The organism is Desulforamulus ruminis DSM 2154, assembly GCF_000215085.1.
Classification (GTDB): Bacteria; Bacillota; Desulfotomaculia; order Desulfotomaculales; family Desulfotomaculaceae; genus Desulfotomaculum; species Desulfotomaculum ruminis.
Window position 1 is genome coordinate 1,807,735 of sequence record NC_015589.1, and the last position, 17,166, is coordinate 1,824,900.

At 48.7% G+C, this 17,166-nt stretch carries 18 protein-coding genes; 14 read left to right on the plus strand and 4 right to left on the minus strand.

What is annotated here, in order from left to right; all coding sequences use genetic code 11:
* Nucleotides 1–67: 67 nt before the first annotated feature.
* The 6 genes from mtnP to DESRU_RS09125 all read left to right on the plus strand — a co-directional run bounded on the left by mtnP (nucleotide 68) and on the right by DESRU_RS09125 (nucleotide 6,518).
* Nucleotides 68–859 carry an S-methyl-5'-thioadenosine phosphorylase gene (gene mtnP / locus DESRU_RS09100; protein ID WP_013841814.1) on the plus strand — a complete coding sequence of 264 codons (792 nt, stop codon included), beginning with the start codon at nucleotides 68–70 and terminating at the stop codon, nucleotides 857–859.
* Between the two features lie 5 nt (nucleotides 860–864).
* Nucleotides 865–1,917: an S-methyl-5-thioribose-1-phosphate isomerase gene (mtnA, locus tag DESRU_RS09105; RefSeq protein ID WP_013841815.1), complete on the plus strand. Its 1,053-nt coding sequence runs from the start codon at nucleotides 865–867 to the stop codon at nucleotides 1,915–1,917.
* Nucleotide 1,918: 1 nt separating this feature from the next.
* Nucleotides 1,919–3,175, plus strand: a complete 1,257-nt coding sequence (locus DESRU_RS09110) for an adenosylhomocysteinase (protein ID WP_013841816.1) — start codon at nucleotides 1,919–1,921, stop codon at nucleotides 3,173–3,175.
* Nucleotides 3,176–3,190: 15 nt separating this feature from the next.
* The gene (locus DESRU_RS09115; protein WP_013841817.1) at nucleotides 3,191–3,844 is read left to right on the plus strand and encodes a class II aldolase/adducin family protein; all 654 of its coding nucleotides are present in this window, start codon (nucleotides 3,191–3,193) and stop codon (nucleotides 3,842–3,844) included.
* Between the two features lie 75 nt (nucleotides 3,845–3,919).
* On the plus strand, nucleotides 3,920–5,221 hold the full coding sequence (locus tag DESRU_RS09120) for an amidohydrolase (protein WP_041275361.1): 1,302 nt from the start codon (nucleotides 3,920–3,922) through the stop codon (nucleotides 5,219–5,221).
* Nucleotides 5,222–5,342: 121 nt separating this feature from the next.
* On the plus strand, nucleotides 5,343–6,518 hold the full coding sequence (locus DESRU_RS09125) for a class I SAM-dependent rRNA methyltransferase (RefSeq protein WP_013841819.1): 1,176 nt from the start codon (nucleotides 5,343–5,345) through the stop codon (nucleotides 6,516–6,518).
* 507 nt (nucleotides 6,519–7,025) lie between these two features.
* On the opposite strand, the gene DESRU_RS19870 is transcribed toward DESRU_RS09125, so the two are convergent.
* The 4 genes from DESRU_RS19870 to DESRU_RS09145 all read right to left on the minus strand — a co-directional run bounded on the left by DESRU_RS19870 (nucleotide 7,026) and on the right by DESRU_RS09145 (nucleotide 12,196).
* Complete coding sequence (locus DESRU_RS19870; RefSeq protein WP_013841820.1) at nucleotides 7,026–7,601, minus strand: stalk domain-containing protein; 576 nt, start codon at nucleotides 7,599–7,601, stop codon at nucleotides 7,026–7,028.
* Nucleotides 7,602–7,703: 102 nt separating this feature from the next.
* Complete coding sequence (locus DESRU_RS09135) at nucleotides 7,704–8,780, minus strand: hypothetical protein (RefSeq protein WP_013841821.1); 1,077 nt, start codon at nucleotides 8,778–8,780, stop codon at nucleotides 7,704–7,706.
* Between the two features lie 719 nt (nucleotides 8,781–9,499).
* On the minus strand, nucleotides 9,500–10,723 hold the full coding sequence (locus DESRU_RS09140) for an AlbA family DNA-binding domain-containing protein (protein ID WP_238446400.1): 1,224 nt from the start codon (nucleotides 10,721–10,723) through the stop codon (nucleotides 9,500–9,502).
* Nucleotides 10,724–10,783: 60 nt separating this feature from the next.
* Nucleotides 10,784–12,196 (minus strand): aspartate aminotransferase family protein, encoded by a 1,413-nt coding sequence (locus tag DESRU_RS09145; RefSeq protein WP_013841823.1) that lies wholly within the window; start codon nucleotides 12,194–12,196, stop codon nucleotides 10,784–10,786.
* Between the two features lie 198 nt (nucleotides 12,197–12,394).
* Between DESRU_RS09145 and ylxM the strand changes: the two genes are divergently transcribed.
* The 8 genes from ylxM (at nucleotide 12,395) to rplS (ending at nucleotide 17,130) form a co-directional block, all read left to right on the plus strand.
* Nucleotides 12,395–12,751, plus strand: coding sequence for a YlxM family DNA-binding protein (gene ylxM, locus DESRU_RS09150; protein ID WP_013841824.1), 357 nt, complete (start codon nucleotides 12,395–12,397; stop codon nucleotides 12,749–12,751).
* Nucleotides 12,752–12,801: 50 nt separating this feature from the next.
* Entirely contained in the window at nucleotides 12,802–14,157 is a 1,356-nt protein-coding gene (gene ffh, locus DESRU_RS09155; protein WP_013841825.1) for a signal recognition particle protein, read from the plus strand.
* A 223-nt stretch (nucleotides 14,158–14,380) separates the two neighbouring features.
* Nucleotides 14,381–14,650, plus strand: a complete 270-nt coding sequence (gene rpsP, locus DESRU_RS09160; protein ID WP_013841826.1) for a 30S ribosomal protein S16 — start codon at nucleotides 14,381–14,383, stop codon at nucleotides 14,648–14,650.
* A 22-nt stretch (nucleotides 14,651–14,672) separates the two neighbouring features.
* Nucleotides 14,673–14,900, plus strand: coding sequence for a KH domain-containing protein (locus tag DESRU_RS09165; protein WP_013841827.1), 228 nt, complete (start codon nucleotides 14,673–14,675; stop codon nucleotides 14,898–14,900).
* Nucleotides 14,901–14,977: 77 nt separating this feature from the next.
* The gene (locus DESRU_RS09170) at nucleotides 14,978–15,400 is read left to right on the plus strand and encodes a YlqD family protein (RefSeq protein WP_013841828.1); all 423 of its coding nucleotides are present in this window, start codon (nucleotides 14,978–14,980) and stop codon (nucleotides 15,398–15,400) included.
* A complete protein-coding gene (gene rimM / locus DESRU_RS09175; RefSeq protein WP_013841829.1) occupies nucleotides 15,393–15,899 on the plus strand; it encodes a ribosome maturation factor RimM in 507 nt (168 codons plus the stop codon). Before DESRU_RS09170 ends, rimM begins: the two co-directional genes overlap by 8 nt.
* Nucleotides 15,900–15,908: 9 nt before the next feature.
* Nucleotides 15,909–16,664, plus strand: a complete 756-nt coding sequence (trmD, locus tag DESRU_RS09180; RefSeq protein ID WP_013841830.1) for a tRNA (guanosine(37)-N1)-methyltransferase TrmD — start codon at nucleotides 15,909–15,911, stop codon at nucleotides 16,662–16,664.
* Between the two features lie 118 nt (nucleotides 16,665–16,782).
* Nucleotides 16,783–17,130 (plus strand): 50S ribosomal protein L19, encoded by a 348-nt coding sequence (gene rplS / locus DESRU_RS09185; RefSeq protein ID WP_013841831.1) that lies wholly within the window; start codon nucleotides 16,783–16,785, stop codon nucleotides 17,128–17,130.
* Nucleotides 17,131–17,166: the final 36 nt, after the last annotated feature.

Here is a 17,166-nt window from a genome sequence, read left to right on the forward strand (position 1 = left end):
AAGGAGAATATTTCAGGTTATTATAAACCATGCTACTCTTAGAATTTTGTGGAAATGGGGGATCCTTGTGAGTGTTCGTATTGCCATCATTGGAGGAACGGGTGTTTACGACCCCAATATACTAACGGGTATTCGAGACGAAAAGGTAAGTACTCCTTATGGAGATGTAGGTTTAAAAATTGGTGATTACCAGGGCAAATCCGTAGCCTTTTTAAACCGTCACGGGGCAGGTCACTCGGTGCCGCCGCACTTGGTAAATTACCGGGCCAATATTGCCGCCCTGAAGGAGCTGGGGGTCAAAAGCATCTTTGCCACTGCGGCCGTAGGCTCTTTAAATGAAAAAATGGCTCCGGGACACTTTGTTTTTGCCGATCAGTTTTTAGATTTTACCAAGGTACGGAAACATACTTTCTTTGAGGGGGGCGAGCAGGGGGTTGTGCATACGGATGTGACCGACCCTTACTGCCCGGAATTGCGCCAGGTGCTGGCCCAGGCTGCCGGGGAATTCGGCCTGCATTACCACAACGGGGGAATCTATGTAACCACCGAAGGGCCCCGTTTTGAGACGCCCGCCGAGATTAAAATGTTGAAGCTGCTGGGCGGGGATCTGGTGGGCATGACCAGCGTACCGGAAGTGGTGCTGGCCCGGGAGAAGGAAATGTGTTATGTTAATATTTCCATGGTGACCAACTTTGCCGCAGGCATTTCACCAACCAAGTTAACGCACCAGGAGGTCTTGGAGGTCATGGCCGAGAACGCGGAGAATCTTCGCAAACTGGCCATGAAAGCCATCGCCCTCATTGATCCGGAAAGAGGCTGCCTCTGCCAGGGCGCCCTGGAAAAGTTAAACAAGGAGTGATTTTTTTGGACGCCATTATCTGGGAAGGCAACCGGCTGCGTTTGCTGGATCAGACTAAATTACCCGGAACCATTGAATATATTGAGTGCAACGATTATTATACCGTGGCGGAAGCCATTAAGCGGCTTTCGGTAAGAGGAGCCCCGGCCATTGGGGCTGCCGCAGCCTATGGCCTGGTGGTGGGAGCCGGACAAATCCAAACGGAAGATCCCAAGGTATTTCTGGAGAAGCTGGAGTCCATTGCCGGTGAACTGGGCGCCACCCGGCCCACAGCCGTTAACCTCCGGTGGGCGCTGGACCGTATGATGCTGCGGCTCAGCTCCGCCGGAGAAAAGAGTGTGCAGGAACTCCGGGACATCCTGCTGGAAGAGGCCCATGCCATTTACAACGAGGATGTGGAAAGCAACCGCAGGATGGGGGAATACGGCCAGCAATTATTTCCGGATGAGGTGCGGGTTTTAACCCACTGCAATGCCGGGGCCCTGGCAACAGCGGGCTACGGTACCGCCCTGGGCGTGATTCGGGCGGCCCATGAGAGAGGCAAGAAAGTGAGTGTTTATGCCGATGAAACCAGGCCCCTGCTTCAGGGGGCCAGGCTGACTTCCTGGGAAATGGTGCAGGAAGGGATTCCGGTTACACTGATTACCGATAATATGGCCGGTTATTTAATGTCCCAAAAAATGGTGGATTGTGTCATCGTGGGGGCGGACCGCATTACGGCCAACGGGGATGTGGCCAATAAAATCGGCACCTATGGGGTGGCGGTGCTGGCAAAGTACCACCAAATTCCCTTTTATGTGGCAGCGCCCTTATCCACCATTGATATGAATCTTTCTTCCGGCGAGCAAATACCCATAGAAGAGCGGGATGCCCGGGAAGTAACCCACCATGCGGGCCAAGTGGTGGCCCCCGACGGGGTGAAGGCGTGGAACCCGGCCTTTGATGTAACGCCCAACGGGCTGGTGACAGCCATTATCACCGAAAAGGGAGTGGTACAACCACCCTATACGGAAAACCTGAAAAAGATTTTCCGGGATAAGAAACAGGAGGAGGTTTAGCATGCCGGACTATATTGTAAGGGATATTCAAATGGCGCCTGCGGGACGGTTAAAAATTGACTGGGTTCGCCAGCATATGCCGGTATTAAACGCCATTCGGGAGGAATTTGAACGGGAGCAGCCTTTTAAGGGCGTCCGGGTGGCGGTTTGTATTCATTTGGAAGCCAAAACCGCTTATTTGGCCGAGGTTTTAAAAGCCGGCGGGGCCCAGGTGTCCATTTCCGGCTCCAATCCTCTCTCCACTCAGGATGATGTAGCCGCCGCCCTGGCGGCAGCGGGTTTGAATGTTTATTCCTGGTATAACGCCAGCGAGGAGGAATATAAAGACCACCTGCTGCATCTGATTGATGATCAGCCGGATATTGTCATTGACGACGGCGGAGATGTGGTTCAACTGCTGCATACCGAACGGACCGAGCTGGCCTCCCGGGTGCTGGGCGGTTGCGAGGAGACCACCACCGGGGTTTTGCGCCTCCGTTCCCTGGAGCGGCAAGGTCAATTAAGATTTCCCATGATTGCTGTAAATGATGCTTATTGCAAGTATCTTTTTGATAACCGTTACGGAACCGGGGAGTCGGTTTGGTCCGGCATCATGAGGACCACCAACCTGATTACGGCGGGCAAAACCGTGGTGGTAGCAGGATATGGCTGGTGCGGCAAAGGAATTGCCATGCGGGCCCGGGGCTTGGGAGCCAAGGTGATTGTAACGGAGGTCGACCCGGTTAAGGCCATCGAGGCTTACATGGACGGCTTTCACCCTATGAACAGTCTGGAAGCCGCCAAAATGGGCGATATATTTATTACGGTCACCGGCTGCAAGGATGTTTTTACCGGAAAGCACTACCCGCACATGAAGGACGGCGCCATCCTGTGCAATGCCGGACACTTTGACGTGGAAGTCAATAAAAAGGATTTGGCGGAACTGTCGGTTTCCCGCCGGATTGTGCGCAAAGATATTGAAGAGTTTGTATTACAAGACGGGCGTAAAATTTACCTGCTGGCCGAGGGCCGGCTGGTGAACCTGGCGGCCGGCGACGGTCACCCGGCGGAGATTATGGATATGTCCTTTGCACTGCAGGCCCTGAGCGCCAGATATGTGCTGGAAAATTCGGGGCGGCTGGAGAAGAAGGTTTTTGTGGTACCGAAAGAGATCGACGACCGGGTAGCGGATTTGAAGTTAAAATCCCTGGGTGTGCAGATTGATTCCCTTACGGCTGAGCAGGAAGCTTACATCAACGATTGGAATCATACCACCTAAGCGGGGGAGAAGGCATTGAGCAAAATAGAAAGGGCCAAAGAAAAGTTAGCGGACCTGGGCAGACAAATGTACCAGTCCGGACTGGTGGCGGGAACCTGGGGGAACCTCTCCCTGCTGGTCCGTGAGGAAAAGGCGGTGGTGATTACCCCCAGCGGCATGGATTACACCGCTGTGCAGCCTTCGGACATGGTGGTTCTGGAGCTGGACGGCCAGGTCATTGGGGGGCACCGGAGGCCTTCCAGCGAAGCCCGGGTTCACCTGGCCATCTACCGGGCCAGGGCGGACATAGGGGGTGTGGTTCATACCCATAGTGAAGTGGCCAGCGCTTTTGCGGTGCTGCGCAAACGGATTGATCCGGTGGTGGAGGATGCCGCCATGCTGGTGGCCGGCGCGGTGGAAGTGGCGGAATACGCCCTGCCCGGAAGCGAGCAACTGGGGCACAATGTGGCGGCGGCCCTGGGGGACCGCTACGCCGTGTTGATGGCCAACCACGGGCTGGTAGGGGTTGGCAGAACCCTGGAAGAGGCTTTTACGGTCTGTCAGGTGGTTGAAAAAAACGCCAGAATATTGGCCTGGGCCCAGGCCCTGGGACAGCCCTTTGTAATTCCGGAGCAGGATGTGGCTGAATTAAGCCGGGCCTACCGGCAATCCTATGGACAGCCTAAATAAAAAAGATAAAATAGATAGAAAGATAAAGTAAAAATATTCGATTGCCGGTGGTAATCGTTGTAGGAGAGATGAATGTTGAGCAAGCTACTGATCCGCGGGGCCACCATCCTAACCATGGAAGGCCCGGATGCCATCATTGAAACAGGTGAAATACTTATGGAAGACGGGTGGATCACCCATGTGGGATTGCCTGGCTCGGCACCCGGTTACTTTGACATGGACGAGGTTATTGAGGCTGACGGAGAGGTAGCCATGCCGGGCTTTGTAAACTGTCATACTCATGCCGCCATGACGCTGCTGCGGGGCTATGCCGACGATATGTCCCTGATGCCCTGGCTCAGTGAAAAAATCTGGCCCTTTGAAGACAGGCTGACCGGCGAGGATGTTTACTGGGGAACCATGCTGGCCTGCCTGGAAATGATTAAATCAGGAACTACTTGTTTCGGGGATATGTATTTCTTTATGGATCATGTGGCCCGGGCGGTAGAGAAGTCCGGGATCAGGGCGGTATTGGCCCGGGGCATGGTAGGGGTGGCCCCTACCGGCGCCGCGGCCTTGACCGAGTCCGAGGAGCTGGTCAAAAACTGGAACGGTAAAGCGGACGGACGCATTACCGCCATGCTGGGTCCCCACGCTCCCTATACCTGTCCTCCGGATTATTTGGGCAAGGTGATGGATTTGGCGGCCAAACTTAAAGTGGGTGTCCATATTCACGTGGCGGAAACCAGGACCGAATACGACGATATGCTTAAGCAGTACGGCAAAACGCCGGTGCAGCATTTAGACAGCCTGGGGCTGTTTAAACTGCCGGTATTGGCGGCCCATTGTGTTCATCTGGATCAAGAAGATATGGAAATTCTGGCCCAAAAGGCCATGGGCATTGCCTATAACCCCCAGAGCAACATGAAACTGGCCAGCGGCATTGCTCCCATGGCCAAGCTGCTGGACCTGGGGGCTACGGTGGGGATCGGTACCGACGGAACTTCCAGCAATAATAATTTGGACATGCTGGAGGAACTGCGGGCGGGCTCTTATTTACAAAAGGTGGGAACCATGAATCCCGAAGTACTTCCGGCTTACCGGACGCTGCAGATGGCCACCATTGACGGGGCTCTCTGCATGGGCTTGGGGGACCGGGTAGGGCTGATTAAGGAAGGCATGCGGGGCGATATTATTTTAGTGGACATCAAGCAGCCCCACATGTGCCCCCAGCATAATTTAGTGGCCAACCTCGCTTACGCCGCAAACTGCGGGGATGTTCGCACCGTCATCATTGACGGCAAACTGGTGATGCTGGATGGGGCGGTGCTGACCATGGACGAGGAAAAAGTCATGGCCGAGGCCCAGGAGCGGGCCATGAGACTGGCCGGTAAATAAAGCGCAAAAGGTGAGAGATGGGACAAGGGCAACCCTGTCTTCCGACTCTCACCTTCTTTATGCTGTGAAGTTATTGGCAATACTAGAGAAATTGAAAACCATGAACCGGGGGTTTAACTAAATGGCAAAGGCAATCCTGCATGAAGGGAAACAAAAACGGATTTTAGGGGGGCATCCCTGGATTTACCGTACGGAAATTAAGGAGATCCGGGGGGAATTTCAGCCTGGGGACATCGTCGAGGTTTACGATATCCGGGAGAGGTTGATTGGCCGCGGATATATCAATCCGGCTTCCCAAATCAGCATACGCATCATGACCCGGAATGCGGAAGAAGAAATCAATGAGGATTTTTTTCGCAGGAGAATTCAAGCAGCCTGGGACTACCGGCAGCGGGTGGTCCGGGAATCCAACGCCTGCCGGGTGATCTTCGGCGAGGCGGACTTTCTTCCCGGCCTGATTGTGGACAAATTCGGGGACTATCTGGCGGTACAAACCCTGACCCTGGGAATAGAGAAACATAAGGAAACGATCCTCAAGCTGCTGCAGGAAATTCTGAAGCCCGGAGGGATGTATGAAAGAAACGATGTTGCCGTCCGGGAACTGGAGGGACTGCCCCTGCAAACCGGCTTTATCGGGGCGTCTTTTGATCCGAAGGTGGTCATTAAAGAAAACGGACTCCGTTTCGTGGTGGACTTGGCAGGAGGCCAGAAAACAGGCTATTTTCTGGATCAAAGGGAAAACCGCATGGCATTACAGGGGCTGGTTCACGGAGGACGGGTGCTGGACTGCTTTTGTCATACGGGTACTTTTTCCATGTATGCGGCCAAGTTCGGAGCCAGAGAAGTGCTGGGCCTGGATATCGCCGCTCCGGCCCTGGAAGTGGCCCGGGCCAATGCGGAGCTGAACGGCTATGGTAAAAACTGTTCCTTCAAGGAAACCAACAGTTTTGATGAACTCCGGGCCATGGAAAAGGCCGGAGAGAAGTTTGAGGTGGTGGTGCTGGACCCGCCGGCCTTTACCAAATCCAAAAAGGCTGTTGCCGGCGCTGTCCGGGGCTACAAGGAAATTAATCTGCGGGGAATGAAGCTGCTTCCCCCAGGAGGGTATCTGGTTACTTGTTCCTGTTCCTATCACATGAAGGAAGAAATGTTCCTGGAGGTTATTGCGGAAGCCGGAAGGGATGCGGGACGCCAGTTAAGGCTGGTGGAACTGCGCCGGCAGGCCAAGGACCATCCCATGCTGCTGGCCTCTCCGGAGACCCATTACCTGAAGTGCGTGGTGCTGCAGGTGTGGTGATACGCTTTGGGGTATTTCTTATAGGCCGGCTTTCAGTTGTCAGCTATAGGCTATTGGTTTAAGGATTGAGAACCGACAACCGATAGCCAAAAGCCGATGACCGGACCCCGGATAGATACAGCATGAGCAAATTAGCGGCTTAGTTCGCCCTGGGCCAGGGAATGGGTGTCCAGGGCTTGGAAGCCGAAACAGCGATAAATATAGCCCAATAAGGTTGTCATTCTTTCACCCGTGCTCGCTTGCGTGGTCAAAGCAGCGTACACACGCAAGCGCTATTAGCATCAGCGGCTCATAATATTCTTAAGCTGGTTAAATGGGCTAAAAGGTTTAAGGGAAAGCCCACCGATCCGGTTATTGAACCTGGCTGGAGCGAAATGAGACTTTTATTATTTGTTATTTTAACCTCAGTTTTCACTCCAATCCACAATTAAGGCTCTTCGGCAACAGACTGCAAATCAAGTCTGACCCCTCCTACCTGACACGGTTGAATATACGCCCTCCTTTGCTTTAGTTTGGAACTCTGTTTTTTACACCGTTTAAATAACCAACATTTAATTTAACAGAAGAATAATTAGTAAAATCCCCAGTTCCAGTTACTTCAAATCTCTGTAACCCTTGTGGTATATTACCGCTTATTACTACAAACCCCATTTTTTCGCCTTTATCGTTATAAAATGATAAATTTGCCCCAATAATATTTGTGCCTGATAGCAAAATCTCAATATTCCCGGTTACTCTTGTATTATTACCATCCTTTACTAGATTGAGGTTTCCTACTCGGACAAGATTTTCTTCTGGGTCTTTAATAGTAAGTAAATCCCCGGAAATATTATTAATATTAATTGTTTTTGTATTATTATTATAGTCAATAATTGCACCCATGTTTTCCGCAACAAAGCGTATAGGTACATAAACATGGTTGCTATAATTTAAAATAGTATATTCGCTTTTTAATTCTTTGCTTTGTCCGTTAATTATGAATTTTGCAGGAAATAATGTTGTTTGGACATAATCAGAAGCATAAACAATTGAAGAAGTAGAAATTATTACACCACATAAAAGACCTAATATAAATTTTTTCATATTGACACCCCTTTAATATATTACATCAATATATACCATAATATTAATACTAATTAAGGAAGAAGACCTCATGTTTATGAGATCTTTTAATATAACTAAATATTATAAATTAAAATCAATATTTACTTCATCTTCATAATCTTGTATTGAATTGAGAATAGTAATTGTGCGTTTTTCGGCAGATGTGTCAGCTTTATACCGTATATCTGTGTATTTAGCCTTCCACAAATCGTAACCATAATTACTATAAATATTAACGTTAGACCATTTAGAGTTATGAACATAAGAGCCGCTACTTAGATCACCTGTTCCTTTTAGATAAGCTAAAGCATGTTCTTTAAGAAGTCTTACGCCTGTTCCGTTGGCATTGAATCCTCTACTAGGTGCATAATAACTCATTGAAGTTATTGTATCAAATGTAACTGCATCAAAGACATGAATTTCAATTGAATTGTTTAAAACTTTAGTTAGTAAATATACTGTAGGGTGAAGGGTTCTATTAATCGGTGTCGTACCACTAACCCAGTCAGCGTTATCTGAATCCCAGTTAATTCCCCCCATATTTATAGCAATATACCAGTTCTTATTATCTTTTGTATAAATTCCGGTATCCGCTCCAGAGGAACTAGTAAATGCACCAAAAATTTGATATGGGGTATCTGTGGTTCCTGGAGCAATATAACATGTTGGTAATTTGGCGAATCCAGTTACCTTATTGTAACCAACAAGCGATTCTACAATATAATGCGCCCCAGTATGTGTTTCTATTGCTTTTTCTTCTACAGTAGAGAAGGTTTTTAATGCCCTATCTTTATATTTTTCGGTAATATCGGGAACAGCAATTTTTTGTCCATTTAATTCTACCATTCCATTAACAGGAGTTTTTTTAATTCCTTTATCAAATTTTTTGTTTGTTAGTCCGTTTACAATGTTCTTAACTTGTTTATCATTAAGATTGTTGGAACGTATTGTACTTGCAACAACATCACTATCAGAACCTAATTGATTTAACAATTCATCACTAATACCTTTGGATTTGATTAGTGCCTTGTCCTCTGTATCATTTTTGGTTACTAATTTGGAACCATCAACAAGTGCTGAATATGCAAATGTAATGCTACTTAAACTAAAGATAGAAACTACAAGAAATGAAATTAATAATTTTGATAATCTTTTCATTATTAAATTACCTCCTGATCAAATTGCATTAATTAAATTACCTCTTAAATGTTTTTCTATAATTTAAATTTTGATTAAATTAAAATAAAAATAACTCCTTTCGTCTGGAATAATTTACAAAATAATTATAATATCGATATTAATAAAATTACAATAGAATAATTTTAAATAATTATGTCGAATATTATTAACTTTGAAAGTTGAAAGTTTACAGCAATCGGCCACGGAATCAAAGCACAGTAACATAAGCGGTCGACTCCTAGGTGGGCTGAGCCCAACGAATTAATTGGGCAATGTCTAAATTTAGGTGAAAAATAGAGGGGTGGCTTGAAGAAAACAATAGAATATATAGGATTAAAAATAAATGCTTTTTGTGATATAATTTAATTGCAAAAACAGCATTTGTTTAAATAGAAAGGTGTTTGAAGTATGAGTTTTGTTGTTGGACAGGATAGAAATCGGTTTGGTCTTTATGTCAGAATATATAGATGATTATATAACTATAGATAACTATAGATAACTATATACTAATTATTGATGTATTTTTAATGACTAGGATATTGAGAAACTTAATTTTCCTGGTGTGGTGATACGCTTTGGGGTATTTCTTATAGGCCGGCTTTCAGTTGTCAGCTATAGGCTATTGGTTTAAGGATTGAGAACCGACAACCGATAGCCAAAAGCCGATGACCGGACCCCGGATAGATACAGCATGAGCACTAACGGCTTAGTTCGCCTCGGGCCAGGGAATGGGTGTCCAGGGCTTCGAAACCAAAACAGCGGTAGATATAGCCTAATAAGGGGTCGGCAATCTGCCGGGAGTTTTCCATTTCTTTCACTTCCACCGGGGAAAAACCGTAGGGCAGAATAATATCGGAATAAGTACACTGGGGCTGGGGAAACCGGAGGTAGAAATCAAAAAACTTCGGATCATCCAACCCCTTGTTTAATATGTTTTCCAAACTGACTTTGGGAATGAACAATCCCATATACCCGGCAAAGCGGTAAACCTCCCGGGTCAGTTTAAGGGTGCGCAGGAGGGCCATTTGCAAGGCCCGGTAATCCAGGAAATCCAGTTCCAGGGGTTCGCTCTGGCGGTTCAACTGCTTGAGGGAGGTGGGAATCGGGCAGGAATAAGTGATGACCCCGGAACGAAGAATCTCCAGCCGGTGATTTTCCAACTCAAAGGAAAAGCCCTCCGGGTGGAAGCGGATGCTTTTGGGGAGAGTATGCTTCCAGATGTTTTGCGCCATTTTTTTGAGACGGGTAATCCGCTCGGGAACAAAAAAAGGTTTGATTAAATCTAAATTTAAAGGCACCGGGCAGCACACCACCCGGAACAAAACTTCCTCCGCAGCGGTCTTTTGCAGTTTGCGGTTGACAAAAGCCTTGACTTCGTTTTTATTATGAACACTTTTTTCAAAAAGTCGGTCCAAAATGTGACGGTCGGTTTCCGCCAAGGGATCGGATCCTTCCATGTTTCTCCGGTAGATGCGGCCGTCCTTGGTGATATGAGGCGGGTAGGCGCTTTCATCCACCCGGACCACCAGGATACCCCGGTCCGGATCGGACGATTTTTTAATCAGTTTGGAGGAAAAAATAGGTACCGGGCTGATATGATCCCGGCAGATATTCCGGAAACGGTCCTTGGGATCCCGGGTCATGCTGATGCCGGGGAAAGAGGTAGGAACGTTCCGGGGATTGCGGGCATTGGCGCCAATAATAATCCAGCCGCCAAAGGTATTGGCAAAGCTGGCCACGATTTTTCCCAGATGGGTGGGAAAATCTTCTTTGTATTCTACATGAAGACCTTCGGATATTTCTTCGTCAATAAGTTTATTCAGGTCCTCTTCCTCCAGGTGCTCCAGGGGTTTGTTAAAGGGATTAATCATAGGCCCTCCATAACGGCAAAAATCTGCAAAAAATTTCTTTGTTCTTTTCATTATAGAATACTTTGGCGGCAAGATAAAGAAAACAAACCGCATCGGGTTTGTTTCTTCAGGCTATTTCATTATTTTCTTAATCACCGTTCGGGCGCCGGCTCCGGCCATGCTGGCAAAGCCGCTGTGTTTGACGAGAATTTCTTCCAAGGCAATCACCACGGCGTCCAGTTGTTCCCGGGTTACGGTGAGAGGGGGTTCCATGCGGATCACATTGGGGTTATTCAGGGTATAAGCGGTAATAATCCGGTGCTGATTAAACAATTCCCCGGCAATCAGGCTGCCCATATATTCCTGAATAAGTTGATCCACCTTCTTTAAGGTGAGTACAAAACGGCGATTCTGGAGATTGGGCTGTTGAAATTCCAACCCAATCATCAATCCCCGGCCCCGAACTTCTTTTAACAAAGGATATTTTTCTTTCAGCCGGTTCAGCTTGCTCTTAAAATATTCGCCCTTTTCCTTTGCCTGTTGGCACAGGTTCTGGTTTAATAAAACCTCAATGGTTTTCAGGGCTACGGCGCAGGCCAGGGTGTTGCCGCCAAAGGTGGAGGTGTGCAGGAGGGCCCGGTCCATGTTGCCGTAGGCCTTACGCCAAAGTTCATCGCTGGTGATATAGGCCCCGGCGGGGATCAGGCCGCCTCCCAGGGATTTGGCCAGACACAGGATATCCGGCACCAAGTCTTCGGCTTCACTGGCAAAGAAGGTGCCGGTTCGTCCGAAGCCGGTCTGGACTTCATCGGCAATCAAAAGGGTGCCGTACTGGGCGCAAAGGTTTTTCGCCCTGGCTAAATAGCGGGGCGGCGGCTCGATAATGCCGCCTTCGCCCTGAATCGGTTCAATGATAAAGGCCGCGGCCTCCCGGGAGGAAAGCTGCTGCTGCAGGGCGGAGAGGTCGCCGAAGGGAACCGCCGCACACTCCTGCATTAAAGGCCGAAAAGGGGATTGATATTTGTCACGGCCGGTCACCGAGAGGGCGCCAAAGGTTTTGCCGTGGAAAGAGTTGATACAGTAAATGAATTTTTGGCGGCCGGTTGCTATCCGGGCCAGCTTTAGGGCGCCCTCCACCGCCTCGGCCCCGCTGTTGCAAAAAAAGCTTCGCTGCAAGGGACCCGGAGCCAGTTGAGCCAGGTTATGGGCCAGGGCGGCGGCCAGGCTGTTCAGCGAAGTCTGCAGGAGGTTGGGTCTGCTGTGGACCTTTTCCAGCACCGCCACAATCTCCGGATGATTATGGCCAAGATTTAAGGCCCCGTAACCCCCTAAAAAATCCAGATATTCATTGCCCTGGGCGTCAAAAACCGATACGCCGCTGGCGGAAGTAAAGGATTGATCGAAATTCAACAGTCCAAGCATGGTCAGCAGGCTGGCGTTTAAATACCGGCGATGAAAATCCTTCACTTGTTGTTGATCCAGTTCCAGGGCCTGCTCCAGGGTAAAGGTCTCGTAACCTTCTTTCGGCTGTGGACGGTGAGGCATCTTTTTCACACTCCTTAAAAGCATTATATATAAGATCATATGTGGACGGGCCGGACAAATGCTTCTTTTTTGACAAATATCCACTGTAAGATGAAATACCTTGACATGCAAAGAAGCCTTTTGTAAAATATAAGATATTGTAAAGTGAAAATCCTTTATAGTAAATCCTCATTTCGGAAAAAGAGGAGGGACTAAACTCTGAAGGAATTTCATAAAATCAACATGCTTTATGATTTTTACGGCAGTCTTCTCACAGAGAAACAGCAGCGCTTTATTGAGTTGTATTATGCCGACGATTTGTCCCTGGGGGAAATCGCCGAACAATTTGGCGTTACCCGGCAGGCCGTGCACGACACTTTGAAAAGAGCGGAGCAAACCCTGGTGCATTACGAAGGGAAGCTGGGCCTGGTGGACAAATTCAATGGGGAAGCCAAGTCTTTGAAAAACATTCTGGTCCTGCTGCATGAATACCAGGAGGGCAGCAATGCCGAGGGATTGGTTCAGGCCAGGGAATTATTGCAGTCTATGCTGCTAAACCGGCAGGATGTAGAATGAGCATATAATAGGGTCCACGTTTGAATTTTGTGGAGGGAAGGAGGCGTCTCATGTTTCAGGGTCTTGGAGATCGCTTGGAGGTCATTTTTAAATCCTTAAAAGGAAAAGGGCGCCTAACGGCAGAGGACGTCAGCCAGGCCATGCGGGAAGTTAAGATGGCCCTTCTGGAAGCGGACGTTAACTTCAAGGTAGTTAAGGAATTTGTGGCTCAGGTTAAGGAACGGGCCATTGGTCAGGATGTGCTGGAGAGTTTAAGTCCGGCCCAACAGGTCATAAAAATTGTTAAAGAGGAATTAACGGAGCTTTTAGGGGGCACTCAGTCCAAAATCAACATTGCCTCTAAGCCTCCCACCATTATTATGCTGGTGGGTCTGCAGGGGGCCGGGAAAACCACCACTGCGGGCAAGCTGGCCAAATTGTTAAGCAAACAAGGGCGCAGACCTTTGCTGGTGGCGGCGGATATTTACCGTCCGGCGGCCATTAAGCAGCTTCAGGTGCTGGGCGAGCAGTTAAAAATGCCGGTGTTTACCCTGGGTCAGGAAAACCCGGTAAAAATTGCCCAGGCAGCGGTGGAAGACGCCAACAGCACCGGCAGGGACTTGGTCATTATTGATACCGCCGGCCGGCTGCATATTAATGAAGAATTGATGGATGAACTGGCCAATATTAAAGGCACGGTGAAGCCCCATGAGATCCTGCTGGTGGTGGATGCCATGACCGGCCAGGAGGCTGTGAACGTAGCCGACAGTTTCAATCAGAAACTGGGTCTGGACGGAATCATTATGACCAAGCTGGACGGCGATGCCCGGGGCGGCGCCGCTTTATCCGTGCGCAAGGTAACCGGTTGTCCCATTAAATTTGCCGGCATGGGTGAAAAACTGGATGCCCTGGAGCCCTTTCATCCGGACCGGATGGCGGATCGCATCCTGGGCATGGGGGATATGCTGACGTTGATCGAAAAAGCCCAGGCTAATTTTGATGCGGAGCAGGCGGCAAAATTAAACCAAAAAATCCGCAAGGCGGATTTTAACCTGGAAGACTTTTTGGATCAAATGCAGCAGGTGAAAAAGCTGGGCCCCCTGGAGCAGGTCTTGGGCATGATCCCGGGTATGGGCAAATTAACCAAACAACTTAAGGACCAGCAGATTGATGAAAAGGAACTGGGCCAAGTAGAGGCCATTATTCATTCCATGACACCCTGGGAACGGCAGCATCCGGAACGGATTGACGGCAGCCGGAAAAAACGGATTGCCCGGGGCAGCGGCAACCGGGTGCAGGACATCAATCAATTGTTAAAGCAGTTTGAGCAGACCAAAAAAATGATGAAGCAGCTTTCCGGTTTGACCAAAGGTGGCGGTAAGGGAGGTAAAGGCGGGCGCAAGATGCCGAAATTGCCTTTCTTCTAAAAAATTTAAATCCTAACATCATGGCATTTAGATAAGCTCTTAAAGAATTGAACACGGATTGAACGAACTGCAGGATTTACACGGGTTTTGGAAATGATTTTAATATAATTTATAAGATCCGCGTAAATCCGTCAAATCCGTAAAAATCCGCGTTCTATTAAAACGCTATTGAAAGCGGTGAAAACTTCCGCTGGGATATCATACAAGGAGGTGAAGTACCGACATGTCTGTAAAAATTCGTCTGAAACGGATGGGGGCCAAGAAAAACCCCTTTTACCGTATCGTAGTGGCTGATTCCCGTTCTCCACGTGACGGTCGTTTCATTGAGGAAATTGGCTATTATGACCCCATTAAGAAACCCGCTGAGGTTAAGATTGACGAAGCCAAAGCTCAACAGTGGTTGAAAAATGGCGCTCAGCTTTCTGATACCGCCAAATCCTTGTTCGTAAAAGCCGGCATTGTTAGTGGCAAAACCAAAACCAACGAGGCCTAAGGTTACAGGGAGGTCCGAAGCTGTGAAAGAACTTGTTGAAATTCTGGCCAAAGCCCTGGTAGACCAACCGGAAGAGGTTGCGGTGACCATGGTGGAGAAAGAAAGATCCGTGGTGATTGAACTGCGAGTGGCGCCTGATGACATGGGAAAAGTCATTGGCAAACAGGGTCGAATCGCTCGGGCCATTCGTTCGGTGGTTAAGGCTGCGGCTACCAAGCAGCGTAAGAAAGTCGTAGTAGAAATTATTTAACCGGTTTTGCGGGATAAAGGGAGCTTGGGCTCCCTTTATCTGCCATTAGCCGGTACTGTTAATGGGGGTCGCCGGATTTGCTGAAAATCACCCGGCCCGTACTGGTTAAAGTACGGGTTACCGATGGTTATAAAAAGAATTTGGCTCAGGAATTGCAAGAGAGCATCGCCCGGCTGGAACTGGAACTCCGCCAGTTGGAGCTGCAGGCGCGTAAACTGGAAGAAATGGCCAAGAAAAATCCCGGCGGGGTGCAGGCCGCTTTGGTCCAATTGGAACAGGAGAAGCAGAAACGGTTGGATAAGCGCTTGGAACTGCTGGATAATATAAAGGAAATCGGGCGCCTGCCCAATGGCAGCGAGGTCCTGCAGGGCAAGGTGGAAAGTATTGTGGATGTTCAGGTAGGGGACGACTGGCGGAAACTGATGTCGGCCGAAGTTGTCATTAAAGATGGCAGAGTGGTGGAAATCCGCTCGCCCAAGCCGGAGGTTGACCATGACTGAGCAATACATTACCGTGGGGGAAATCGTGAATACCCAGGGCATCCGGGGTGAAGTCCGGGTACTGCCTACCACCGATTATCCCGAACGTTTTCAAAGCACTACAAAAATATTAGTCCTATTACGGGATCAGCGTTTGGAATATACCATTGAGAAGGTCTGGCCGCACAAGCAATTTATCATTGTTAAATTTGCCGAAATTCCCGATTTAAATGCCGCGGAAAAAATGAAGGGCGCTCTGTTGCAAATTACCCGCAAAGAATTGGTAGCCCTGCCCAAGGACAACTATTATATTTTTGATTTGGTGGGCTTAAAGGTCTATGAGGAGGGGCGTGAGTTGGGAGAATTGGTTCAAGTTCTGAAAACCGGAGCCAATGACGTTTATGTGATTAAGCCCCCGGAAGGAAAAGATTTGTTGCTTCCGGCCCTGAAATCGGTGGTCAAAGAGATTGACCTGGAACGGGGAAAAATGGAAGTAAAATTACCGGACGGATTAATTTAAGGTGAAATGATGAAGATAGATATTTTAACGCTCTTTCCGCAAATGTTTGAGAGTCCCTTCAGCGCCAGTATTATTAAACGGGCGGTGGATCGGGAACTGCTGAAGATCAATACCGTCAATATCCGGGATTTTTCCCGCAACAAACATCACACGGTGGATGATACTCCCTTTGGCGGAGGCGCCGGCATGGTCATGGGTCCCGAACCCCTTTTTGAATGTTTTGACGCCCTTAAAGAAAAGCAGGGGGGTCAAGTGGGGCGCGTGGTGATGATGTGTCCCCAGGGCGAGCCCTTTACCCAGGCTTTTGCCCGGGAACTGGCCAGGGAAGAACATTTGGTGCTTGTTTGCGGCCATTATGAAGGCATTGATGAGCGAGTGCGCCAAAGTTTGGTTACCGATGAAATATCCATTGGTGATTATGTGCTTACCGGCGGAGAACTTCCGGCCATGGTGGTGGTGGATGCGGTGGCCCGCATGCTGCCGGGAGTTTTGGGCGAGGCTGCCAGTGCCGAAGAAGATTCCTTTTATCATGGGCTGCTGGAACACCCCCATTACACCAAACCAAGGGAATACAGGGGTATGGCGGTGCCGGAAATATTACTGTCCGGACATCATGAAAACATTCGTCAATGGCGCAGGCGCCAGTCTTTGCTGCGCACCCTTGAACGCAGGCCGGAATTGCTCCGGGAGGTTGCCTTGCAGAAGGAGGATCGGCAGGTTTTGCTGGAACTGCTTGAGCTTTTGCAATCCCTGGATTTAAAATAAAATAGTAAAGCTTGCCCCAGGTGGCAGATTATGATATAATTTTTCTTGTTTAAGATTACGGGCGGTCCGCTGCCTTTTAAGAAGGTACGAACGTCTAGGCGAGGAAGGAGGGTAATGAATGAATCTTGTTCAGTCTTTGGAACAGGAACAGTTGAAAAGCAATATTCCTTCTTTCAAACCTGGTGATACCGTTAAAGTGCACTACAAGGTTATTGAAGGTAGCCGTGAGCGTATTCAGGTATTTGAAGGGGTTGTCATTCGCCGTCGTGGCGGCGGCCTCAGCGAAACTTTTACTGTTCGCCGTGTCTCTTACGGAGTGGGTGTTGAGAGGACCTTTCCTCTTCATGCTCCTAAAATTGACAAAATTGAAGTGGCCCGTCGCGGTAAAGTGCGGAGAGCCAGACTTTACTACCTGCGCAGCCTGCGTGGTAAAAAAGCACGTATTAAAGAACTTACCACTCGATAAACTAAGGGGGACTGCCCAACAGTCCCCTTTTTGGCT